Source organism: Shewanella sp. ALD9, assembly GCF_002836315.1.
In the GTDB taxonomy this organism is placed as follows: domain Bacteria; phylum Pseudomonadota; class Gammaproteobacteria; order Enterobacterales; family Shewanellaceae; genus Shewanella.
Genome location: NZ_PJCD01000001.1, coordinates 264,858 through 283,549, shown reverse-complemented (window position 1 = coordinate 283,549; position 18,692 = coordinate 264,858). Strand labels below are relative to the sequence as shown.

Below are 18,692 nucleotides of genomic sequence, written 5' to 3'. Positions count from 1 at the left end.
GCCGCGATATTACCTATTTTCTCCACTTGAAACTGTGCAGCATTACCCGAATTAGCAAATCATTATGTACGTTTTCTTATGATGTTAACTCGATGTGATCTACCTCTACATAAGCTATGCAAAATTGCATATACCCCTTTATAGCTATGCATGTTTGCATAGCGCATTTTTAGGCTTGTGATTGAGTTGTCATTTCTGCCCTCTATTCTGGTTATCTGGTTGTTGATTGCGCCCCCTTAGGCAAAGATTACATTGAGCGAAAATAATAGCTGATCAACTCGATGCTAATTTGGACCGTATTTTTAAAGTGAAGTGAAGTCAGTTTCACTTCAGCCTAACTAAAACAATAAGAGGCTTCTATCGTTAATGAATAAACCGTCATTACGTATAGAAGGGGGAGCAAAAATGAAAAAGATCAATCTTGCAGTCTGTATTGCTACATTAATGGGCACAGCAGGCCTAATGGGCAATGCTGTTGCCGCTGATAACTTAGCTGAATTCCATGTACAAAACCAAGAGTGTGATAGCTGTCATACACCAGATGGTGAACTGTCAAATGACAGCTTAACCTATGAAAATGCCCAATGTGTATCTTGCCATGGCACACTTGCTGAAGTAGCTGAAACCACAAAACATGAACATTATAATGCTCATGCTTCCCATTTCCCTGGCGAAGTAGCTTGTACCTCATGCCACAGCGCACACGAAAAATCGATGGTGTACTGTGACTCTTGCCACAGCTTCGATTTCAACATGCCTTATGCTAAAAAATGGCTACGTGACGAACCGACTATTGCTGAATTGGCCAAAGATAAATCAGAACGTCAGGCGGCTCTTGCTAGCGCCCCACACGACACTGTTGACGTAGTGGTTGTCGGTTCTGGCGGCGCAGGTTTCTCTGCTGCAATATCTGCAACAGACAGTGGTGCTAAAGTCATTCTTATAGAGAAAGAGCCTGTTATTGGCGGTAATGCTAAGTTGGCTGCAGGTGGCATGAACGCTGCTTGGACTGATCAACAAAAAGCTAAAAAAATTACTGATAGCCCTGAGTTAATGTTCGAAGACACCATGAAAGGTGGCCAAAACATAAACGATCCTGCATTGGTTGAAGTGTTAACTTCGCACTCTAAAGGCTCTGTTGATTGGCTGACCGCGATGGGTGCCGATTTAACCGATGTTGGCATGATGGGTGGCGCATCTGTTAACCGTGCACACCGTCCAACTGGTGGTGCTGGTGTTGGTGCCCATGTCGTTCAAGTACTTTATGATAATGCAGTGAAACGTAATATCGACTTACGCATGAACACTCGCGGCATTGAAGTGCTTAAAGATGATAAAGGCACTGTTAAAGGTATTCTGGTTAAGGGTATGTACAAAGGTTACTACTGGGTGAAAGCCGATGCGGTAATCTTAGCAACGGGTGGTTTTGCTAAAAATAACGAACGTGTCGCTAAACTCGATCCTTCGCTAAAAGGCTTTATCTCTACTAACCAACCCGGTGCAGTAGGTGATGGACTGGATGTGGCAGAAAATGCGGGTGGCGCATTGAAAGACATGAAATATATCCAAGCTCACCCAACACTATCTGTTAAAGGTGGCGTAATGGTCACTGAAGCGGTACGTGGTAATGGTGCGATTTTGGTTAACCGTGAAGGTAAGCGTTTCGTTAACGAAATTACTACTCGTGATAAAGCGTCTGCCGCTATTTTAGCGCAAACCGGTAAATCAGCTTATTTGATTTTTGATGATTCTGTGCGTAAATCACTGTCAAAAATTGATAAGTATATTGGTTTAGGTGTTGCACCAACGGCAGATAGCCTAGTTAAATTAGGTAAAATGGAAGGTATTGACGGCAAAGCACTTACTGAAACCGTTGCGCGTTACAACAGCTTAGTGAGTAGCGGTAAAGACACTGATTTTGAGCGTCCAAACCTACCGCGCGCACTTAACGAAGGTAACTACTATGCAATTGAAGTTACACCTGGTGTTCACCACACTATGGGTGGCGTGATGATCGACACTAAAGCTGAAGTCATGAATGCTAAGAAGCAGGTTATCCCAGGCTTGTATGGTGCTGGTGAGGTTACTGGCGGTGTTCATGGTGCTAACCGCTTAGGTGGTAATGCCATTTCAGACATCATCACCTTCGGTCGCTTAGCGGGTGAAGAAGCTGCAAAATATTCTAAAAAGAACTAATCGATTTAGAATTCACTGACTCGCTAGTATCAGTAAGCCACAGTTCATTGCTGTGGCTTTTTTTATGCGTCAATATCTCCATACCTATCAAATTAACATGAACTAGGGGTAAGAGATGAGAATAGAATGATAAAGATATTAAGCTTAGCCATTAACCACTCTCAAACTTGTCATTTGTTTTACTAACAAAACGAATTAACCCGTCAATAGCTGGCCTATTGCAAGTCTTCTCATGTAAAAAATAACGCAGTTAGCAAGGAAAAAGGCTGTTTGCGAGGCGTTTATTATCCCGAGTTCTGGTTAATTAATGCATAATCGACGGCACAGTAAATTTGCATTAACTCACTAGCTAACTCAATGGCTAATTCACTCGCTAATTTACAAAGCTATCAAAGGATAATAATGAAACAGTCTATAGTTCACATCGCGCTAGTGGTGAATGATTACGATGAAGCCATTAATTTTTATGTTAATAAATTGAAGTTTGATTTAATTGAAGACACCTATCAAGCAGAACAAGACAAACGCTGGGTTGTGGTGTCGCCTCCTGGGTCAAACGGAGTGTCGTTGTTGCTAGCTCGTGCATCTAAACCGGAGCAGCATGATTTTATTGGTAACCAAGCCGGCGGACGGGTTTTTCTTTTTTTGAATACCGACGATTTTTGGCGCGACTATAACCGCATGCAACTCGATGGGATTAAATTTGTGCGCCCACCTCAAGAGCAAGACTACGGCACAGTTGCGGTTTTTGAAGATCTGTACGGCAATCTTTGGGACTTACTGCAGTTAAACGATAAGCAGCCAATATAGATAATTAATCCACAAAACTAGCCAAATCCTAACCAAACATTTGATTCCGACACATAGGGAAAAGCGTTTTTCATTTTATGCTGACTAACTAAACCACACATACTGCAAGCTAACTAACATAAAAAAGCCAGTTGGAATATCCAACTGGCTTAATCAAAACCGTCACTCTATTTCAGAGCCGGTATATGTGCTGTAGCACTATTACAAAGCAAATTTATAATAGACGTAAAAACGAGTGTCAGTTAAGTCGTCGCCAGTTGAGTAGTTAACTATGGCGTGACGTGCGCGTACACTCAGGCCGTCGACGTATTTAGCCAGGTCGTACACCACTGAAAAGTCGGTTTCGTCGATGTCTTTGCTTGAGTCGCCATCAATTTCATAGCTAGCCCAGTTAACATAGGTGCTAACGCCGCTTAGTGCTGAGTCGGGTGAAAAATTATAAGCGAGTTGAGCACCGTAGCCGTCTTCGTTAGCACGTGATGACTGAACCACTTGTTGAATGATCACTTTTTCATCGCCAAATGGAGCCACTACGTCGCCATCGCCAGTGGTCACATACTTAAATGTGGCATCAAATCCGTTCCATTTCATCCCTAAATGGAAGCCTGCTTGGTAAGTGTCGAATTGTGCAGCGCTTTGGTCTAGTAGACCTGTAGAGTCTTGTTTTAAATAAGACGGAATGAAATACCAGTTGGCGGCACCCATTTCACCGCTCATATCTAATTTAACATGATACTGGTTGTACACATCTTCCATTGAGTAGTACCACAAGCTGGTTTTAGCTTTTACCGACTCTAACGGTAGATTGTAATCTAAACCTAAAGCGTAAATAGGGTTGTCTTCAACATCGATGAAAACGCCCTTACGTGCAAATTCACCTCGGATACCATCAGCCACACTAGCAAACTCTTCGTTAGTCCAACCCATGTAGTCAGTGATATACAGTGCTGATACGCCCAAGTTCTCAATTGAGGTATTTTTAATACTGGCACCACGGTAAGTGAACGGGATTGCTCTTAATGGGAACGGGTTCATCATAGGAGTGCGTAACTCTTGAGCACCAACGACTATTTTGGTGTCATACCAATTACCGCTAACAAAGTATTCTTGTAAACGGTTAACTGATGTACGTTCTACCACAGAGCCTGGTGCTCCTCCACCAACAAGTCCGTACAGACCATCATCGTTTGCATCCCAAATTGGGTTAGCTGAAGCAAATGAACTGCCAAAGCTTATGCCGTTAGCCTCACCAGAGCGCAGGTAAAAAAGTCCACCGAATGAGGTATCGCGTCTGTCTGTGCTATCTCCATCAAAATTACGTTGGAAGTCAAATAATTGAAATTGACCATTTACAGTACCATCATTAAATAAATTGCCTATTGGGTCAGCCGCAAAAGCTGGACTTGCAGCGAGACATGCAACAACCAAAGGCAGTAGTTTTGTTTTCATCATCATTTTTCTCATCCTAATTATTGTTAACTTTTCTTGTGGTCGAGATATTAAGGTGCCAAATGGCCGACTTATGGCACAACAAAGTCAAAACGAAGGTGGCAGCTACCACAGTAGTTTTCTGACTTTTGGTGTACGTTGTGACATTTAACGCAGTCGGTTTCGGTGCCAAAATGGCGATTTTCATGTGGGTTTGTTGGCTTAACATCCTTGGTTTTAGCGGCTAGCTTTTTAGTGTTGTGGCATGTCACGCACTTAGACATAGTCACAGGCTCACGCGTTTCAGCTTTACCATGGCAGCTAGCACATTTAAGTCCTTTAGCCGCATGAGTTTGATCCAATAAGGTAGTATTGTCAGCCATTGCAGTACTTGCGAAAAAGCTCAATGCAAGACAAAGCAAGGTGTTGCGCAGTGTTAATTTCTTCATTGTGTTATTCCATTATTCATTGGGGAAGGTGCCAAACGTCGGGCATCCATTTAACTGTCTTTACGCCCTATAGCTTGGCCACGTACTTACCGGCTAAATAGCCAAACGTATAACAACGCCCTAGTGACAATCCGAATACAGTCAGTGGGTAATCAACGCCACCATAGAAGCCGCCACCTAAGTTACCGATAACGAATAAACCGCCAATTTTTTTGCCATCAGCATCAAGTGCTTGATGATTTTTATCGACTAGCATTCCTGAACAAAGGGTTGAGATACGCATGCGGCGATGAATGCCATAGAAAGGAGCTTTAACAATGGGAAGCATTTTTGCTGAAGGCTTACCAAAATCGTCATCTTTACCTGTTTTGCAAAGCTCGTTATAACGCTTAATATTGGCAACGAAGGTTTTAGGGTCACATTCAAGTTTTACTGCAAGCTCTTCCAAAGTATTGGCTGAGTAGGTATTTGTCTGAGATGCATACACGCCGATCTTAGGCGCTGGATCTTCAGGCATATAGATTTTCATTTCTTCAGGTGAGTACAGTTTTCCAGGCCAGTCTTTAGCTTGAGTCATGTAATTTGAATCGAAGACCTGAGAGTAATTACCCGCATTTTCTGCATCACGTAGGTAGTTATTCATCAATGACATTTCAACAGTTTCATTGACAAAACGATTACCTTTACGGTTAACAGCAAGGAATGGCATATCACACATTGAAGCAGGACCTGCATCAAAATCGTGTAACATTTTGGTATGGCCAATAGGTTCAATTACGCCACCCGCCCAGTACGCCATAGAGAAACCATCGCCAGTACGATCCATTTGCTTGCGTTCGAAATGCTTTAAATCAGGAATGAAAAAATTACACATCGCTTCGTTATTCTGGTAATCACCAGACGATAAAATCACACCTTTTTTGGCTAGGTATTTGTGATACTTACCATCACGGTCTTTGGCAATAACACCGATAACTTTGCCAGATACATCTTGGATAAGTTGCTGTGCAGGCATGTTGAAGAAGAATTTAACACCCGCTTTTTCAGCCACTTTAGCCAAATCACGCATGCCGTCACCGGTGGTATATGGCTTAGGGCCACAAAATGAGGTAACAAAGTTGAGTTTATGTTCAGTGACACCATGAATACCATGTTGCACTTTTGTGCCTTGGTCTACGATTTGCGCGCCACCTTTTTTAGCACGATCAATCACCCAAGAAACCGCCTCACCAGAGTTATACGCCCATTCTCTTACAAGTTCTGGGTGACAACGGTGAGCGCTGTCACCCATAAGACGGTTTACCATTGCTTCAACGGCAGCCTTGTCGCTGTTGGCCAAATCAATACCAGAACCCGTGTTACCTTGAGACACTACAATCGCTTGTTTTTGCAATACTGCAACTTTAGCGCCGTTTTCTGCCGCAGATAACGCAGCAGGAACACCAGAAGCACCAGCACCAACCACAACCACATCGAACGTTTGTGTCGATGCGATCAGTCTGTCAGAAATCGGTTTCGGCTTAGGCATAAACTCTAACGTTGCGCCGCCATCTGAACTTTTAGCTGCGTTTTGGCAAGCTTCATCTGTTGCAGCAGAAGCCATTCCGCCACTTAGGCCGGTAAATGCAACTGCGCCAGTACCCACTGCAGCACGAGTTAAAAAGCTACGTCGTGAAATACCATTTTGCAGGACATTCGCGGTGTATTGATCGATTGCTTCCGGCTTGTTTGAATCATTATTACTCATTGTCATACTCCTTTTGCCCCCACCGTCACAATGGATACAACATCATTTACTGCGATATTGGACCCGCTCATAACCGTATAGAGCTACTGTGTTCTACTTGCATCAAAAGTAGGGCTCGCTCAGAAAGTGGGGAAAAGTCTTAATATGATAATGGTTAAATATTAACCCCAAATTCGATACGTTAAATGTATGACATATGACATTACTCATAAAGGGATAGTTATTACATCTATGGAGTAGATCTCAAAAAAAATGAATTTTGTGACTTTCTAACAAAAACATTACAAATCGCATCGACGGTGACGTAAATTCAGGATGAATATCAACAGAAAAGCGAATAATCGGAGTTAAGTCACACACTTATAAGTCATCGTGACGCATAAATAGGGGCGTAGAAACATGGATATTTCATCAGCAAAACTATTAAGCATATGTATGAGCATGATAGAATATAGGCAAGAACAAACGTAGGACAATGAACTTGGTTAACTTTACCCCTGTCAAACACATGAAGGCTTCCGATGAAATTGGAAACCAGCTAAAGAATGCTATTTTTGAAGGTAAATATGTAGCTGGCGATAAACTACCATCCGAACGAGAACTTATTGAGCTGTTTCAAATAAGCCGCACCGTTGTGCGAGAAGCAATTAAAGGACTTGAAGCGAGTGGCCTTGTAGAAATTAAACAAGGTGCGATGGGTGGTGCTTTCGTAAAACTGATGACATTTGAACGACTGACTAATGTGTGTCAGGAATTGTTCATCATGGAAAAAATGTCATTCGCCGAAGTCTGCGAGGCACGATTACAAATTGAACCTATGGTCGCAAAATTAGCAGCGCAAAACTGCACACCAGAAATGGCAGAAAAATTGCGTGAAGCCTCACGCAATGAAGAACACATATTAGACTATCCTGATACCGTTTATTTACGTCAAAAAGTGCATTATATTTTAGCTGACATGTCAGGGAATCGTTTTTTAGCTGCTATCGTCAAATCATTGCTACAAGTTATCAGTAATGCGACTACAAAATTTGAACCTAGCCATGACAAAGTCCATCCTGCGGGCCTGCATGACGGTATTATTGAAGCCGTTATTGCACAAGACGGACAACAAGCAGAGGCAGAAATGCGCGAACACTTACAAGCATTTACCCTAAGACTTAACGTTGTAGAAAAAGATTATAGAGACACTGAAAAATAGCTTTTTTTATATCATACAGCCTTGATTATATGCAGGTTCATGTTTATTCATGAGCCTGTTTTTATATCCACAGTCAAACACAATCCTACCAAGGTTTTCAACATGATGACTTAACCCACGAACAATATAACTTAGTCAGCTAAATGACCTTATCACATTGCTAACAGCCTATTTATTCTCGCCACAAACCGCGTAAATTTCTGTTTTTTAACCCCTACTGCGATCCATTTCCCAACAATTTCGAAACTGAGACCTCTTCTTCATTAAATTCTTATCAGTATTTACCTAATAAATCATATGTTATACGTTTGACGTATCACCATTTGAGTATAAACAATAAGGATTAGTATGAAAACGGAAAATCTATGGGTTCCCCTAGCTTTGGCACCTTTGTGTATTGCCCTTTACGGCTGCAACAGTGACTCACCCACAAAAACGGTTCCACAGCTTGAGGCCGCAACACCTGCGAGTATTATTAGCTGTGCCACATTAACAACTGAGTTTAATTATGCCGATACTACAATCACTAGTGCAGAACTTATCCCTGCGGGTGACGTAGAATATGCCGCAGGCGAAATCTACCCATCTCCTTCACATTGTTTAATCAAAGGGCTAATGAACGAAAGAACTGGCATAGGAATGGGCGGAGATGCCGACTATGCCATTGGTTTTGAAATGCGTTTACCTTCTGACTGGAATGGCCGTTTTTATTATCAAGCCAATGGCGGCTTAGATGGTTCTGTGCAAAAAGCGGTGGGTCGCTTCCTTATTTCTGAAAGCAAAGATTCTGGCGCACTAAACAAAGGATTTGCGGTCATCAGTTCCGATACCGGACACGCATCACCTGCGCCCTTATTCGGGATGGATCCTCAAGCACGTTTAGATTATGGCTACAATGCAGTTGCCGAACTCACACCAATGGCCAAATCTCTGATTGAAACAGCCTATGGAAAACAGCCTGACCGCTCCTACTTTGGTGGTTGCTCAAACGGTGGACGCCATACCATGGTTGCCGCTACACGTTATGCCGATTTATATGATGGTTTCTTAGTGGGTAACCCTGGTTTCAACCTACCCAAAGCTGCTGTTTCGCAAGTTTATGGTATTCAGCAATACTCAAGCCTAGTGAATGTTGATGCCGACAATGTACTCACCTCTTTACAAAGTAGCTTCACCCAAGAAGAGTTTGCACTCGTTTCAAGTAAAGTCGCTCAGCAATGTGACGCACTAGATGGTGCAAGCGACGGAATGGTGCAAGATACTTACGGTTGCCAAGATGCATTTGATTTAGATCGAGATGTGCCAACCTGTTCTGCTGACCGAGATGGCACATGTTTAACTGCTGCGCAGAAGTCAGTAATGACCAACATTATGTCTGGGCCACATAATAGCAATACAGATGAAGCCATTTATTCAGACTTCCCTTATGACGCTGGTATGGGAACTAGTGACTATTATGGCTGGGAGTTTTTCATGGCAATGATGAGAGACCCTGGCGCATTGGCATTTATATTCTCAACCGCACCAACCCCGTACGATTCATCGGAGTTCGGCTCATATGAATATGTGATGAGTCTCGATATGGATACCGATGTTGAGCGTATTTATAACATTAATGACACTTACACCGAGTCTGGCATGGAGTTCATGACGCCACCAAACCCAACAGATCTGACGATATTACGAGATCGTGGTGCAAAAATGATGGTCGTTCATGGGACTTCTGACGCGGTATTTTCACCTAACGATACGGTTAATTGGTACAAAGGGTTACAGGACGTTAATGAAAATCAAGCCGACGAGTTTGCTCGCTTATACTTAGTCCCAGGTATGAACCATTGCGGTAACGGACTCGCTACAGACCGCTTTGACATGCTTGATTCGCTTGTTGAGTGGGTTGAACAAGGCCAAGCACCTGAGAGCATAAAGGCTGCTGTTCGTTCTGAAAATACTGAGTTGCCTGCTAACTGGTCTAAGACACGCACTAGGCCATTATGTCCTTTCCCAAAAGTGGCAACCTATAGCGGCACAGGCGACATGGAAGAGGCTACTAACTTTACCTGCGTAACGCCTAAATAATGAGCAGCTGAGTAATAAGCCCCCGCAGTAATAATGACAACAGGGCCACATCATGGCGCACCTAGATTGTTGAGCTAGATTGTGGCGCTAGATTGTTGAGCTAGATTGTGGCGCTAGATGTCCATCACTGGAGTGCATTTTGGGCACAGCTTCATTTAGAGGTAAACAAAAAAGGAGCATTTTATGCTCCTTTTTATTGGTTAAAACCCACCACTTAATTTATTCAAGACTCAGAGAACCGCTGACTAAATTCTTGAATACGTTTTGCATTCACACCAGCATCGCCAATGCCTATCCGCGAAACGCTGCGTAAATCAATACGACTGCCTTGCTCTAGCGTAGAAACAACGATAATGACATCATCTGCAAAATTGAAAAAAGGCGTTGTTGCTGTACTTTCAAAGCGCAGTGTTTTTGGGTCTTGAGCTACAATGGTCCAGCCCATGGTTTTAGCGACCGTTAATGCTTTTTCATAAGCCGCTTCTACCGATAAGTCTGACGCTATAGGCTGAATATTAGGGAAAGCTTGTCGTTGTTGTGCGGCAATCTCTTCTCCGCCATAAACCAAACTATTTTTAGCGCCAATTCGGCTGTCAGTTAAAAACTCAAACTGCGGTGGTGATTGAGTGTTGGTAGTAATATCGTGAATAGGTGGATATTTCACTGGTTCGATAACCAACGCCATAATGCTTGGCGACAATATAGCTAAGCCCAGTAATAGCGCTATTGTAGAGGTTAATATGCCTTTGCCTTTAGCGTTACTGTCTTGCTTAATGGTAAAGCAGGTCACTAATGCCAGCACCGCAACCACGACCACTAAATAACCCAACAGGTTATTGTAATTACGGCTGGCCATAAAGCCGACAATTGGGTCCCACAATCCCAATGACGAGCCAAACACCATCAAAGCCGCAATCGCGACTGCGACGATGGCAACCACCAACGAAATATTACCTACATAACCTTTTTGCATAACATTAATCCTTTAGGAAACTCTAATTAATCCAACTTCACTCAGTATATAGACCAGAATTTTTCGAAATATATTACTGAAATAACAAAATATATTCTAATTAATCTCAAATCGTCATTACTGCAGAACGAGATGGCTTCAGACGAGACAATTAGCCGCTCACGTCACGGCTTCTTTGGATATTATTCTTAATATGCCGCGTTAGGATCAAGCCCTAAACGACGCATTGTGCGAATTAAATTGCTTCTATCCAGCTGTAAACTTCTGGCGACAGCGGCTAAATTACCTCGTTCCGTCGCTAATACCGTTTGTATTATTTGTCGTTGGTACTCATCGGTAGAATCGCGTAGTCCAAGGGTTAACACCTGCGATAATGCAGCTGCCGCATTACTGTCGCTGATATTATCAACCTCGGCTATTGCTGGTGCTACTGTATGGCTCACAACAAACTCGGAACCGAGATGAACACGGCTAATGCTAATAATACTGGCATGACGCCCTTGCTCGCTAATAGCCCTTAACGCAGCACGGCTGAGCAAATGTTCTAACTCGCGCACATTGCCTGGCCAATGGTATTGGGTTAACTGATCAATCGCTGTTTGTTGCAATCTTAGTTTCGCGACGCCAAGCTGATGTTGGCTTTTTTCTAAAAAATAGCCTGCTAGTAAAATAACGTCTTTACCACGCTCGCGTAATGGTGGCACAGGTAAAGGATACACACTCAAGCGATGGTATAAGTCAGCCCTAAAGCGACCTTCTTTTACTTCTAACTGTAAATTACGGTTAGTTGCGGCAACAATTCTGACATCCACTACGATGATATTATCGCTGCCGACACGTTGAATTTCACCATTTTGCAGCGCACGTAACAACTTAGCTTGCACGGCAAGCGGTAACTCACCCACTTCGTCTAAAAATAACGTCCCACCATCGGCCAATTCAAAGCGGCCACGACGATCACTTACCGCACCAGAATACGCGCCTTTTACATGGCCAAAGAGTTCACTTTCAACAATGCTTTCTGGCAATGCAGCACAGTTAATTTGCACTAGCGGTTGCTCACTGCGACGTGATTGCTGATGAATACTTTTGGCAACCAGCTCTTTACCCACACCCGTTTCGCCAGTGATTAATACTGATAGATCACTGGCAGCAACGGTATTTATCTCTGACAATAAATCCGTAATTGCGACACTGTTACCAATAATACTCGACGGGCCAGCAGTAGCTAACATGCACTGCGCCACTTGATGATTACGTTCCACTTGCACTTCTAATGCTTCAATATGTTCACTGGTACTAATCGCAGCGGCCACAGCGGCAATATAAGCGCGGGTTTCGGTTGGGTTAAGCGCATCAAAGCTACCTGCTTTCATGGCGTCTAAAGTTAAAACGCCCCACGCTTTACCATCGATATAAATAGAACTGCCCATACAGTCATGCACGTGCAATTGTTCACTGCCATCATCGACTAAACCGTCGTAGGGATCGGGCAGCGTTGAGTCGGCATCAAAGCGGGTAATATGTGGATTAGCTAAAATTTGCTGTAAGCGTGGATGGTGGTTGATCGAAAACTGTCTCGCGAGGGCTTGTTGCTTTAGCCCTACAACAGCCACAGGGACTAAATGATCATGTTTAAGTTTCAACAAGGCCACTACGTCACATGGTATAGCGCGCTGAATCGCTAAAATCAGTCGTAAGTATCGTTCCGATTTTATCAGGTCACGATTTAAGTCTTCTACAATGTCGATAAAGGGAACAATATTCATAATATGTCAAATTAACCCAATTTAGGTTAATTTGACATATATATTGATCTAGGTCAAATTAACCCTTATGAAAATTATACCTGCTAAATCAGCTAGATAAATATTGGCGTGTTCTGTGCAATGTATGGGTAGACAAGGTAATTGATTGAAGCTTATCGCTATTTTACTCCCTAGAAGGAAATCATTAATGTTAGACACTGCAACTGTTCAAATTATTAAAGCCACCGTTCCGGCTCTGCAAATTTACGCTAATGACATCACCAGCCATTTTTATCCATTACTGTTTGCACAGCATCCAGAAGTATTACCATTTTTCAATCAAACTAACCAAGCCAAAGGCACTCAGCCTAAAGCACTGGCAAATGCGGTTATTGCTTACGGTGCCAATATTGATGAATTGGGCAATTTAAGTGATGCCGTTAGTCAAATCGTTCAAAAGCATGTTGCATTAGGCATTTTACCTGAACAATATGACGCTGTTGGCAGTTGTTTAATACAAGCCATTAAAGCCGTACTCGGTGATGCTGCAACAGATGAAGTGATTGATGCTTGGACCAAGGCTTACGGCCAATTAGCCAACATATTGATTGCGGCGGAAGAATCAATTTATACAGCTAAAGAGCAACAACAAGGTGGTTGGCGTGGCGAGCGTGACTTTATTTTAGTCAAACGTGTAGATGAAAGCTCAGTGATTACCTCATTCTACTTTCAACCTTTTGATAATAAAGGCTTACCAAAATTTGATGCTGGGCAATTTTTGACCTTAGTATTTGATGATATCGACGGCGTATCAATGCGTCGTAACTACAGTCTATCTGACGCGGCAGGCAAAGATTACTTAAGAATTAGCGTCAAGCGTGAACCTAATGGCGTGGTTTCAAATCACTTACATAACAATATTCAGTTAGGCGATAAAGTGAAATTACGTGCACCCAGTGGCGATTTCATCTTACGAAAAAACACCAAGCCGTTAATATTATTGACTGGCGGTGTCGGTATTACTCCTGCGATTAGTATGCTCAATACTGAAGCGGGTTCAGGACGCGATATTCGCTTTATTCATGCGGCCATAAATAGTGATGTCCATGCGTTTAAACACCATGTCGATCAACTTGCCTCAACACATGACCACATCAAACCTTTGTATGTTTACAGCCAACCAGAACAACACTGCCAACCTCATGCCACTGGGTTTATTGATGCATCAATCATTGCAGAGCAACTCCCTGCAGACCGCGATGTAGAATTTTACCTGCTTGGCCCTACCGGTTTTATGAAAGCAGCATTGGCCATCGCCACCAGCTTAGGTGTACCAGAAAGCCAAATTCATTATGAATTCTTCGGCCCAGCTGAAGCATTAACCGCTTAATAGCCCAACAAACCAGTGAGATAAAAAAGCCCTGAGCGGTAACTCAGGGCTTTTTAGTTATTGATAAAAACGATTAAACCTGTGACTGGAGATGTCCTAGAACGGGATATCGTCATCTTCTCAATAATTAAATACTCTATTAGCTTAAATAAACTGGATTGCGCACATGGTTAAGTCATCCTGAAACTCTGAAAAACCGCAAAACTGTTTCATTTGCTGCTCCAGATACTCCAGCATAGCTTCGGGTTCATCGGGTGCTGCGCTGATGGCTTTTTCTAAGCGATCGAAACCAAATAATTCTTTGTGGGCATTTTGCGTTTCGATGACCACATCGGTATACACAAATAAGATATCACCTACATCAACACTAACCCGGTAGGTATCCCAATTTTGCTCACGCAGTACCCCAATAGGAATGCCACCTTGATCTAAGGCAACCAGCCTGTTGGCTTTTTTCAAATAGGCGTGAGGATGGCCTGCATTAGCATAAATAAGTTCTTTCTCTTGGAAGTTATAACGCATTACTGTAGCGGTTAAAAAGCTGCCACGAGGCTTTTTAGTGAAAAAATGTTGATTGATATAATTAAGCACTTCAGAAGAACTACTGTTTAAATCTTTCGGTTCAAAGGTGCGTAAGATGGCATCTATCATGGCGGTTTCTACTGCCGCGGCAGGGCCGTGACCCGATACGTCAGCAATAATCATTCCGATATCACCCTGGACATCCGGGCGACTTTTACCAAGGTCGACAATGTCTAAATAATCACCACCAGCACCTTTCATCGCTTTATAGGTATAAGCCATTTTAACAGAGCTAAGTACGATACCTTTGTCTGGCAACATCAATTGCTGCAAGCGCGAAATTTCTTCTATCTCATCGCGGATCCACACCTGGGCAGCGTTAAGTTGTGATGACGCTTCGGAAAACTGGAAGCTTTTTAGCTGGTACAAAAGCCTAAAATACAACGAGCTAACATGATGCGATTCAGTTCCTGCAGGTAAATTAAGCAGAATAATACAGTCAAATAAGCTCGATTCTTTACCAAAAGGCAGCACCCAACACATTTTTCCATCGTCCTTTAGAGGCACAATTTCCGTAATACTGTGTTGTAACGACAATGCTTTAAATTGTTGATAGAGCCGGGTGTAATGCTCATCACACAAGGATGAAAAATTACAGCTGACTTGGCCATTTTTTTTAATTAAGTAATAATTAAACTCACTTAATGTGACTGCCAAATTGGTTTTAAACCATAAGGTTTCATCAATAATGCTGTTAGCTAATGCTCTATCAATATTCAAGGGTAACCTTACTTTTGGGCTAATTTAGCAGCAAGGGCTTCATTCAAACCAGTGACACCGCTTTTTTTCAAAGTACTTTTATAGTCGTTACTAAAGGTACGGATCATCGATAAACCTTCAGCAACAAAATCGTAAATTTTCCATTCATTATTACGTTGATAAAGCTGATATGAAACCGGAATGATATTTTCTTTGGTATGAATTTCAGTATCTACCGATGCATAAACCTTTTTCTTGATTGTTTCATTGGTGTAATCAACCGTTTGATTATCATACTGTTCTAGCAACACAATATAGGTATCGACTAATACGCCTTTTAACAACACCATAAATTGACGTTTTTCGGTATCGCTTGCCTGTCTCCAATACTTACCTAACACTCGTTGTGCAGAGGCTTGTATGTCGACGTGTTTTTCAATCACATCACTGAGTGATTGTTTTTTCTGTTCGACTGACAAGGCGCTATTTGATGCGATACTAATGATATCTGTCACACCTAATTTAACGCGTTCTGTTGGTTCTTGTGCCGCCAAAGCTAGAGACGGCATCACTAGCATCATGATTAAAAAAATTATTGATTTCATTATTTATCCTGACTAAACATATATTTGCTTATTAACTCTTCGATACTGATTGATGATTCTGTTTCAATAAACTCTTCACCATCTGCCATGTTTATTTCTGAACCACCGGTAGATATTTTAACAAATCTGTCGCCAATAATACCTGATGTACGAATAGAGGCTATCGAATCATCAGGTACGGTAATCGCATTATCTAATGATATTTTAACGACTGACTCATACGCTTTAGGGTCGTAATTAATCGATTGAATTAATCCAACACGTACACCTGACATTTCGACAAAGGCACCTTCTTTTAAACCAGAAGAATTTTCAAATTTAGCCACTAAGGTGTAGTTACCACTATTAGTGACCGATGCTCCACCAATGGTAATTGACATAAATACCAAGGCCCCAATCCCGAATAATACAAACAGGCCGACGAGAAAATTGACGTAATTGTTTTTCATTGAAACCTCTAGTTATAGCGCTAATGAGCTAACGATATAGTCACTAAATAACATAATAATTGCACTCATTACCACCGCCTGAGTGGTGCCATTGCTGACGCCTTCAGCGCCCATATTTTTTTGATTTAAGTGTAAATAAAAGCCGTAATATAAAGGTATCCACATAATAAACAAACCAAATACCAATGACTTTATTTGACCAACCAGCACATCTTTAAAGCTAATGGTATCCATTACACCTTGAATATATGCACCAGGACTTTCTCCTTGAATGTGTACTCCAACGATATAGCCACCGCCAATGCCCACCAAGTCAAAAACGGCCGTCAGCATGGGAACACAAAACAACGCCGCTAATAGTCTTGGCAGCATCACATAGCGGTAACTGTTAATCGCCATGCAATCAAGCGCATCAAATTGTTGCTCGTTACGCATAATACCAATTTCTGAACAGGTCGCAGAGCCAACTCGTGCTATTACCATTAATGCTGTCATCACCGGACCTAATTCTTTAATCAGGCTCAAGGCAACTGCCGAACCCAATAAATCCACTGAACCAAATCGCACTAAGGTATCGTAAAACTGCAGTGCCACAACCATACCGGTAAAGAGCGCCGCAACAATAATGACAATTAAAGACCGATTACCAATAAAATATATCTGCTTAATCACTTGCTTAAATGACACCAGCCCAGTGAATAGGCTGCTGACGATACGCAGTAAAAATAATGTTGCTAGGCCAACACTTTCAATATTTTTACGCGTTGCGGCACCCAAGTTACTGACTGAATTAAACAAGGCATTCATTATTTTTCATCCTTATTTAACAAACGATTGAGATAAACCTCACCATCATCTCTGTAAGTGTTCGGTTGACGGTTGATCATGTTTTGAATGCGTTCATCTGGAGAGTTTTTAATCTCATCAACGGTGCCATTCGCCACCACTTCACCCGCAAACAATACCACCACGCGATCGGCAATTTTAAACACACTTTCTAGCTCATGAGTCACCACCACTATGGTCATGTTCATGGCATCTCTCAAAGTGAGAATAAGCTCGTCAAGTTCAACTGCAGTTGTGGGATCAAGCCCTGCTGAAGGTTCATCAAAAAACAGTAATTTAGGGTCCATAATAACGGCCCTAGCCAGTCCTGCTCGTTTTAGCATGCCGCCTGATAATTCCGAAGGCATTAGATGGCCGGTTCCAGCCATGTTCATTAATTCAAGCTTCATCCGCACCATAATATCAATGGTTTGGGTATCCAATGAAGTGTTGTGCTCTAAAGGTAACCTGACATTATCTGCCACCGTTAATGAACTCAGTAGTGCGCCGCCTTGGAAAGCCACGCCCATTTTTTTGCGTAAGTTACGTAATTGCTTATTTTTAGCCGTAAAAATATTCACACCATCAATCATGATAGTGCCTGACGTAGGGGTTTTAAGCCCAAGCATATGGTTAAGCAAGGTACTTTTACCAGAACCAGATCCGCCCATCACCACCAGAATTTCGCCGGGGTTGACCTCTAAATTGACGTCTTTGAGTACATGGGTATCGCCATATTGGGCAAACAAATGCTCTACAGTAATGATAGGGTTAACCATTGTTACTCACAGCACTTACTGAATCAGCTAAGTTAAACACCGTGTTTAAACGGGTTAGTTGCAGTACTTGAAGCGGTGAACCATTGGCACCAACGATATGAAATTCAGTGTCATTTTCTCTGGCTTCATTGAAGGCCTCAACCAGTGAAGCCATCCCTGAGCTATCGATATATTGCAGGTGGGTGAAATCGACAATGATGTTATTTTTACTCTTAATTAACTTTATGATGTCGAGTTTGATACTGCGAGAGTTGCTCAGATCGACCTCTCCATAAAGCTTAACCACTTGGTAATTGTTATGTGTCTCAATTTCAATATTCATTTTATATCACTCAAATTTAACCGTCAGTTCTAACCAATTACCTTTGCCTTTATGTGGGATAAGTCTTACTTTTTCAGCCACATAATGAATGAGGCAAAGGCCTAATCCACCTGGTTTACATAAATTATTTTCTGCCGGTATTAATTGCTTGTCAGTAATCTGCGAACACACATCTTTAATCACAAATAGCGCATGCTCATCATCACTGCTGACCACGATTTCTATACAGCCCTTTTTCGACATGTGATAACCATGACGAATAACATTGGCACAAGCCTCATCAACGGCCAATACGATTTCATTGACTTTACCTTCGCTAAAAGGAAAATCGCGGCATGCATCTACCACAAATTCGCGAATATTTTTTAATTCACTCGTACAAGATGAAAACGTTTTGATGTTTGACATTG

17 protein-coding genes are annotated in these 18,692 nt (G+C 42.2%); 5 read left to right on the top strand and 12 right to left on the bottom strand.

Annotated features, from left to right (window positions below; genetic code table 11):
• Positions 1 to 405 precede the first annotated feature (405 nt).
• On the top strand, positions 406 to 2,196 hold the full coding sequence (locus CXF88_RS01360) for a flavocytochrome c (protein WP_101084996.1): 1,791 nt from the start codon (positions 406 to 408) through the stop codon (positions 2,194 to 2,196).
• 402 nt (positions 2,197 to 2,598) lie between these two features.
• On the top strand, positions 2,599 to 3,006 hold the full coding sequence (locus CXF88_RS01355; protein ID WP_101084995.1) for a VOC family protein: 408 nt from the start codon (positions 2,599 to 2,601) through the stop codon (positions 3,004 to 3,006).
• 201 nt (positions 3,007 to 3,207) lie between these two features.
• On the opposite strand, the gene CXF88_RS01350 is transcribed toward CXF88_RS01355, so the two are convergent.
• The 3 genes from CXF88_RS01350 to CXF88_RS01340 all read right to left on the bottom strand — a co-directional run bounded on the left by CXF88_RS01350 (position 3,208) and on the right by CXF88_RS01340 (position 6,630).
• Complete coding sequence (locus CXF88_RS01350; RefSeq protein WP_101084994.1) at positions 3,208 to 4,461, bottom strand: OprD family outer membrane porin; 1,254 nt, start codon at positions 4,459 to 4,461, stop codon at positions 3,208 to 3,210.
• 65 nt (positions 4,462 to 4,526) lie between these two features.
• Complete coding sequence (locus CXF88_RS01345; RefSeq protein ID WP_011639108.1) at positions 4,527 to 4,883, bottom strand: cytochrome c3 family protein; 357 nt, start codon at positions 4,881 to 4,883, stop codon at positions 4,527 to 4,529.
• A 67-nt stretch (positions 4,884 to 4,950) separates the two neighbouring features.
• Entirely contained in the window at positions 4,951 to 6,630 is a 1,680-nt protein-coding gene (locus CXF88_RS01340; RefSeq protein WP_011639109.1) for an FAD-binding protein, read from the bottom strand.
• Between the two features lie 475 nt (positions 6,631 to 7,105).
• On the opposite strand from CXF88_RS01340, the gene CXF88_RS01335 reads away from it, so the two are divergent.
• Both CXF88_RS01335 and CXF88_RS01330 read left to right on the top strand, forming a co-directional pair.
• Positions 7,106 to 7,831, top strand: a complete 726-nt coding sequence (locus CXF88_RS01335) for a FadR/GntR family transcriptional regulator (protein WP_011639110.1) — start codon at positions 7,106 to 7,108, stop codon at positions 7,829 to 7,831.
• A 348-nt stretch (positions 7,832 to 8,179) separates the two neighbouring features.
• The gene (locus tag CXF88_RS01330; protein ID WP_101084993.1) at positions 8,180 to 9,910 is read left to right on the top strand and encodes a tannase/feruloyl esterase family alpha/beta hydrolase; all 1,731 of its coding nucleotides are present in this window, start codon (positions 8,180 to 8,182) and stop codon (positions 9,908 to 9,910) included.
• A 223-nt stretch (positions 9,911 to 10,133) separates the two neighbouring features.
• On the opposite strand, the gene CXF88_RS01325 is transcribed toward CXF88_RS01330, so the two are convergent.
• Both CXF88_RS01325 and norR read right to left on the bottom strand, forming a co-directional pair.
• Positions 10,134 to 10,883: a DUF1499 domain-containing protein gene (locus CXF88_RS01325; RefSeq protein WP_242445077.1), complete on the bottom strand. Its 750-nt coding sequence runs from the start codon at positions 10,881 to 10,883 to the stop codon at positions 10,134 to 10,136.
• Positions 10,884 to 11,071: 188 nt separating this feature from the next.
• Positions 11,072 to 12,652, bottom strand: a complete 1,581-nt coding sequence (gene norR / locus CXF88_RS01320; protein WP_101084991.1) for a nitric oxide reductase transcriptional regulator NorR — start codon at positions 12,650 to 12,652, stop codon at positions 11,072 to 11,074.
• 187 nt (positions 12,653 to 12,839) lie between these two features.
• Between norR and hmpA the strand changes: the two genes are divergently transcribed.
• Positions 12,840 to 14,021: an NO-inducible flavohemoprotein gene (gene hmpA / locus CXF88_RS01315; protein WP_101084990.1), complete on the top strand. Its 1,182-nt coding sequence runs from the start codon at positions 12,840 to 12,842 to the stop codon at positions 14,019 to 14,021.
• Positions 14,022 to 14,165: 144 nt separating this feature from the next.
• On the opposite strand, the gene CXF88_RS01310 is transcribed toward hmpA, so the two are convergent.
• Genes CXF88_RS01310 through CXF88_RS01280 form a run of 7 tightly spaced genes read right to left on the bottom strand, consistent with a single transcriptional unit; the run spans position 14,166 to position 18,690 of the window.
• Entirely contained in the window at positions 14,166 to 15,323 is a 1,158-nt protein-coding gene (locus tag CXF88_RS01310; protein WP_101084989.1) for a PP2C family protein-serine/threonine phosphatase, read from the bottom strand.
• An 8-nt stretch (positions 15,324 to 15,331) separates the two neighbouring features.
• A complete protein-coding gene (locus CXF88_RS01305; RefSeq protein ID WP_101084988.1) occupies positions 15,332 to 15,907 on the bottom strand; it encodes an ABC transporter substrate-binding protein in 576 nt (191 codons plus the stop codon).
• Positions 15,907 to 16,356 carry an outer membrane lipid asymmetry maintenance protein MlaD gene (gene mlaD / locus CXF88_RS01300; protein ID WP_101084987.1) on the bottom strand — a complete coding sequence of 150 codons (450 nt, stop codon included), beginning with the start codon at positions 16,354 to 16,356 and terminating at the stop codon, positions 15,907 to 15,909. Before mlaD ends, CXF88_RS01305 begins: the two co-directional genes overlap by 1 nt.
• 12 nt (positions 16,357 to 16,368) lie before the next feature.
• On the bottom strand, positions 16,369 to 17,163 hold the full coding sequence (locus tag CXF88_RS01295) for an ABC transporter permease (protein WP_101084986.1): 795 nt from the start codon (positions 17,161 to 17,163) through the stop codon (positions 16,369 to 16,371).
• A complete protein-coding gene (locus CXF88_RS01290) occupies positions 17,163 to 17,960 on the bottom strand; it encodes an ATP-binding cassette domain-containing protein (RefSeq protein ID WP_101084985.1) in 798 nt (265 codons plus the stop codon). Before CXF88_RS01290 ends, CXF88_RS01295 begins: the two co-directional genes overlap by 1 nt.
• Positions 17,953 to 18,282, bottom strand: coding sequence for an STAS domain-containing protein (locus CXF88_RS01285; RefSeq protein WP_011639120.1), 330 nt, complete (start codon positions 18,280 to 18,282; stop codon positions 17,953 to 17,955). Before CXF88_RS01285 ends, CXF88_RS01290 begins: the two co-directional genes overlap by 8 nt.
• Positions 18,283 to 18,288: 6 nt before the next feature.
• Positions 18,289 to 18,690, bottom strand: a complete 402-nt coding sequence (locus CXF88_RS01280; protein WP_101084984.1) for an ATP-binding protein — start codon at positions 18,688 to 18,690, stop codon at positions 18,289 to 18,291.
• Positions 18,691 to 18,692: the final 2 nt, after the last annotated feature.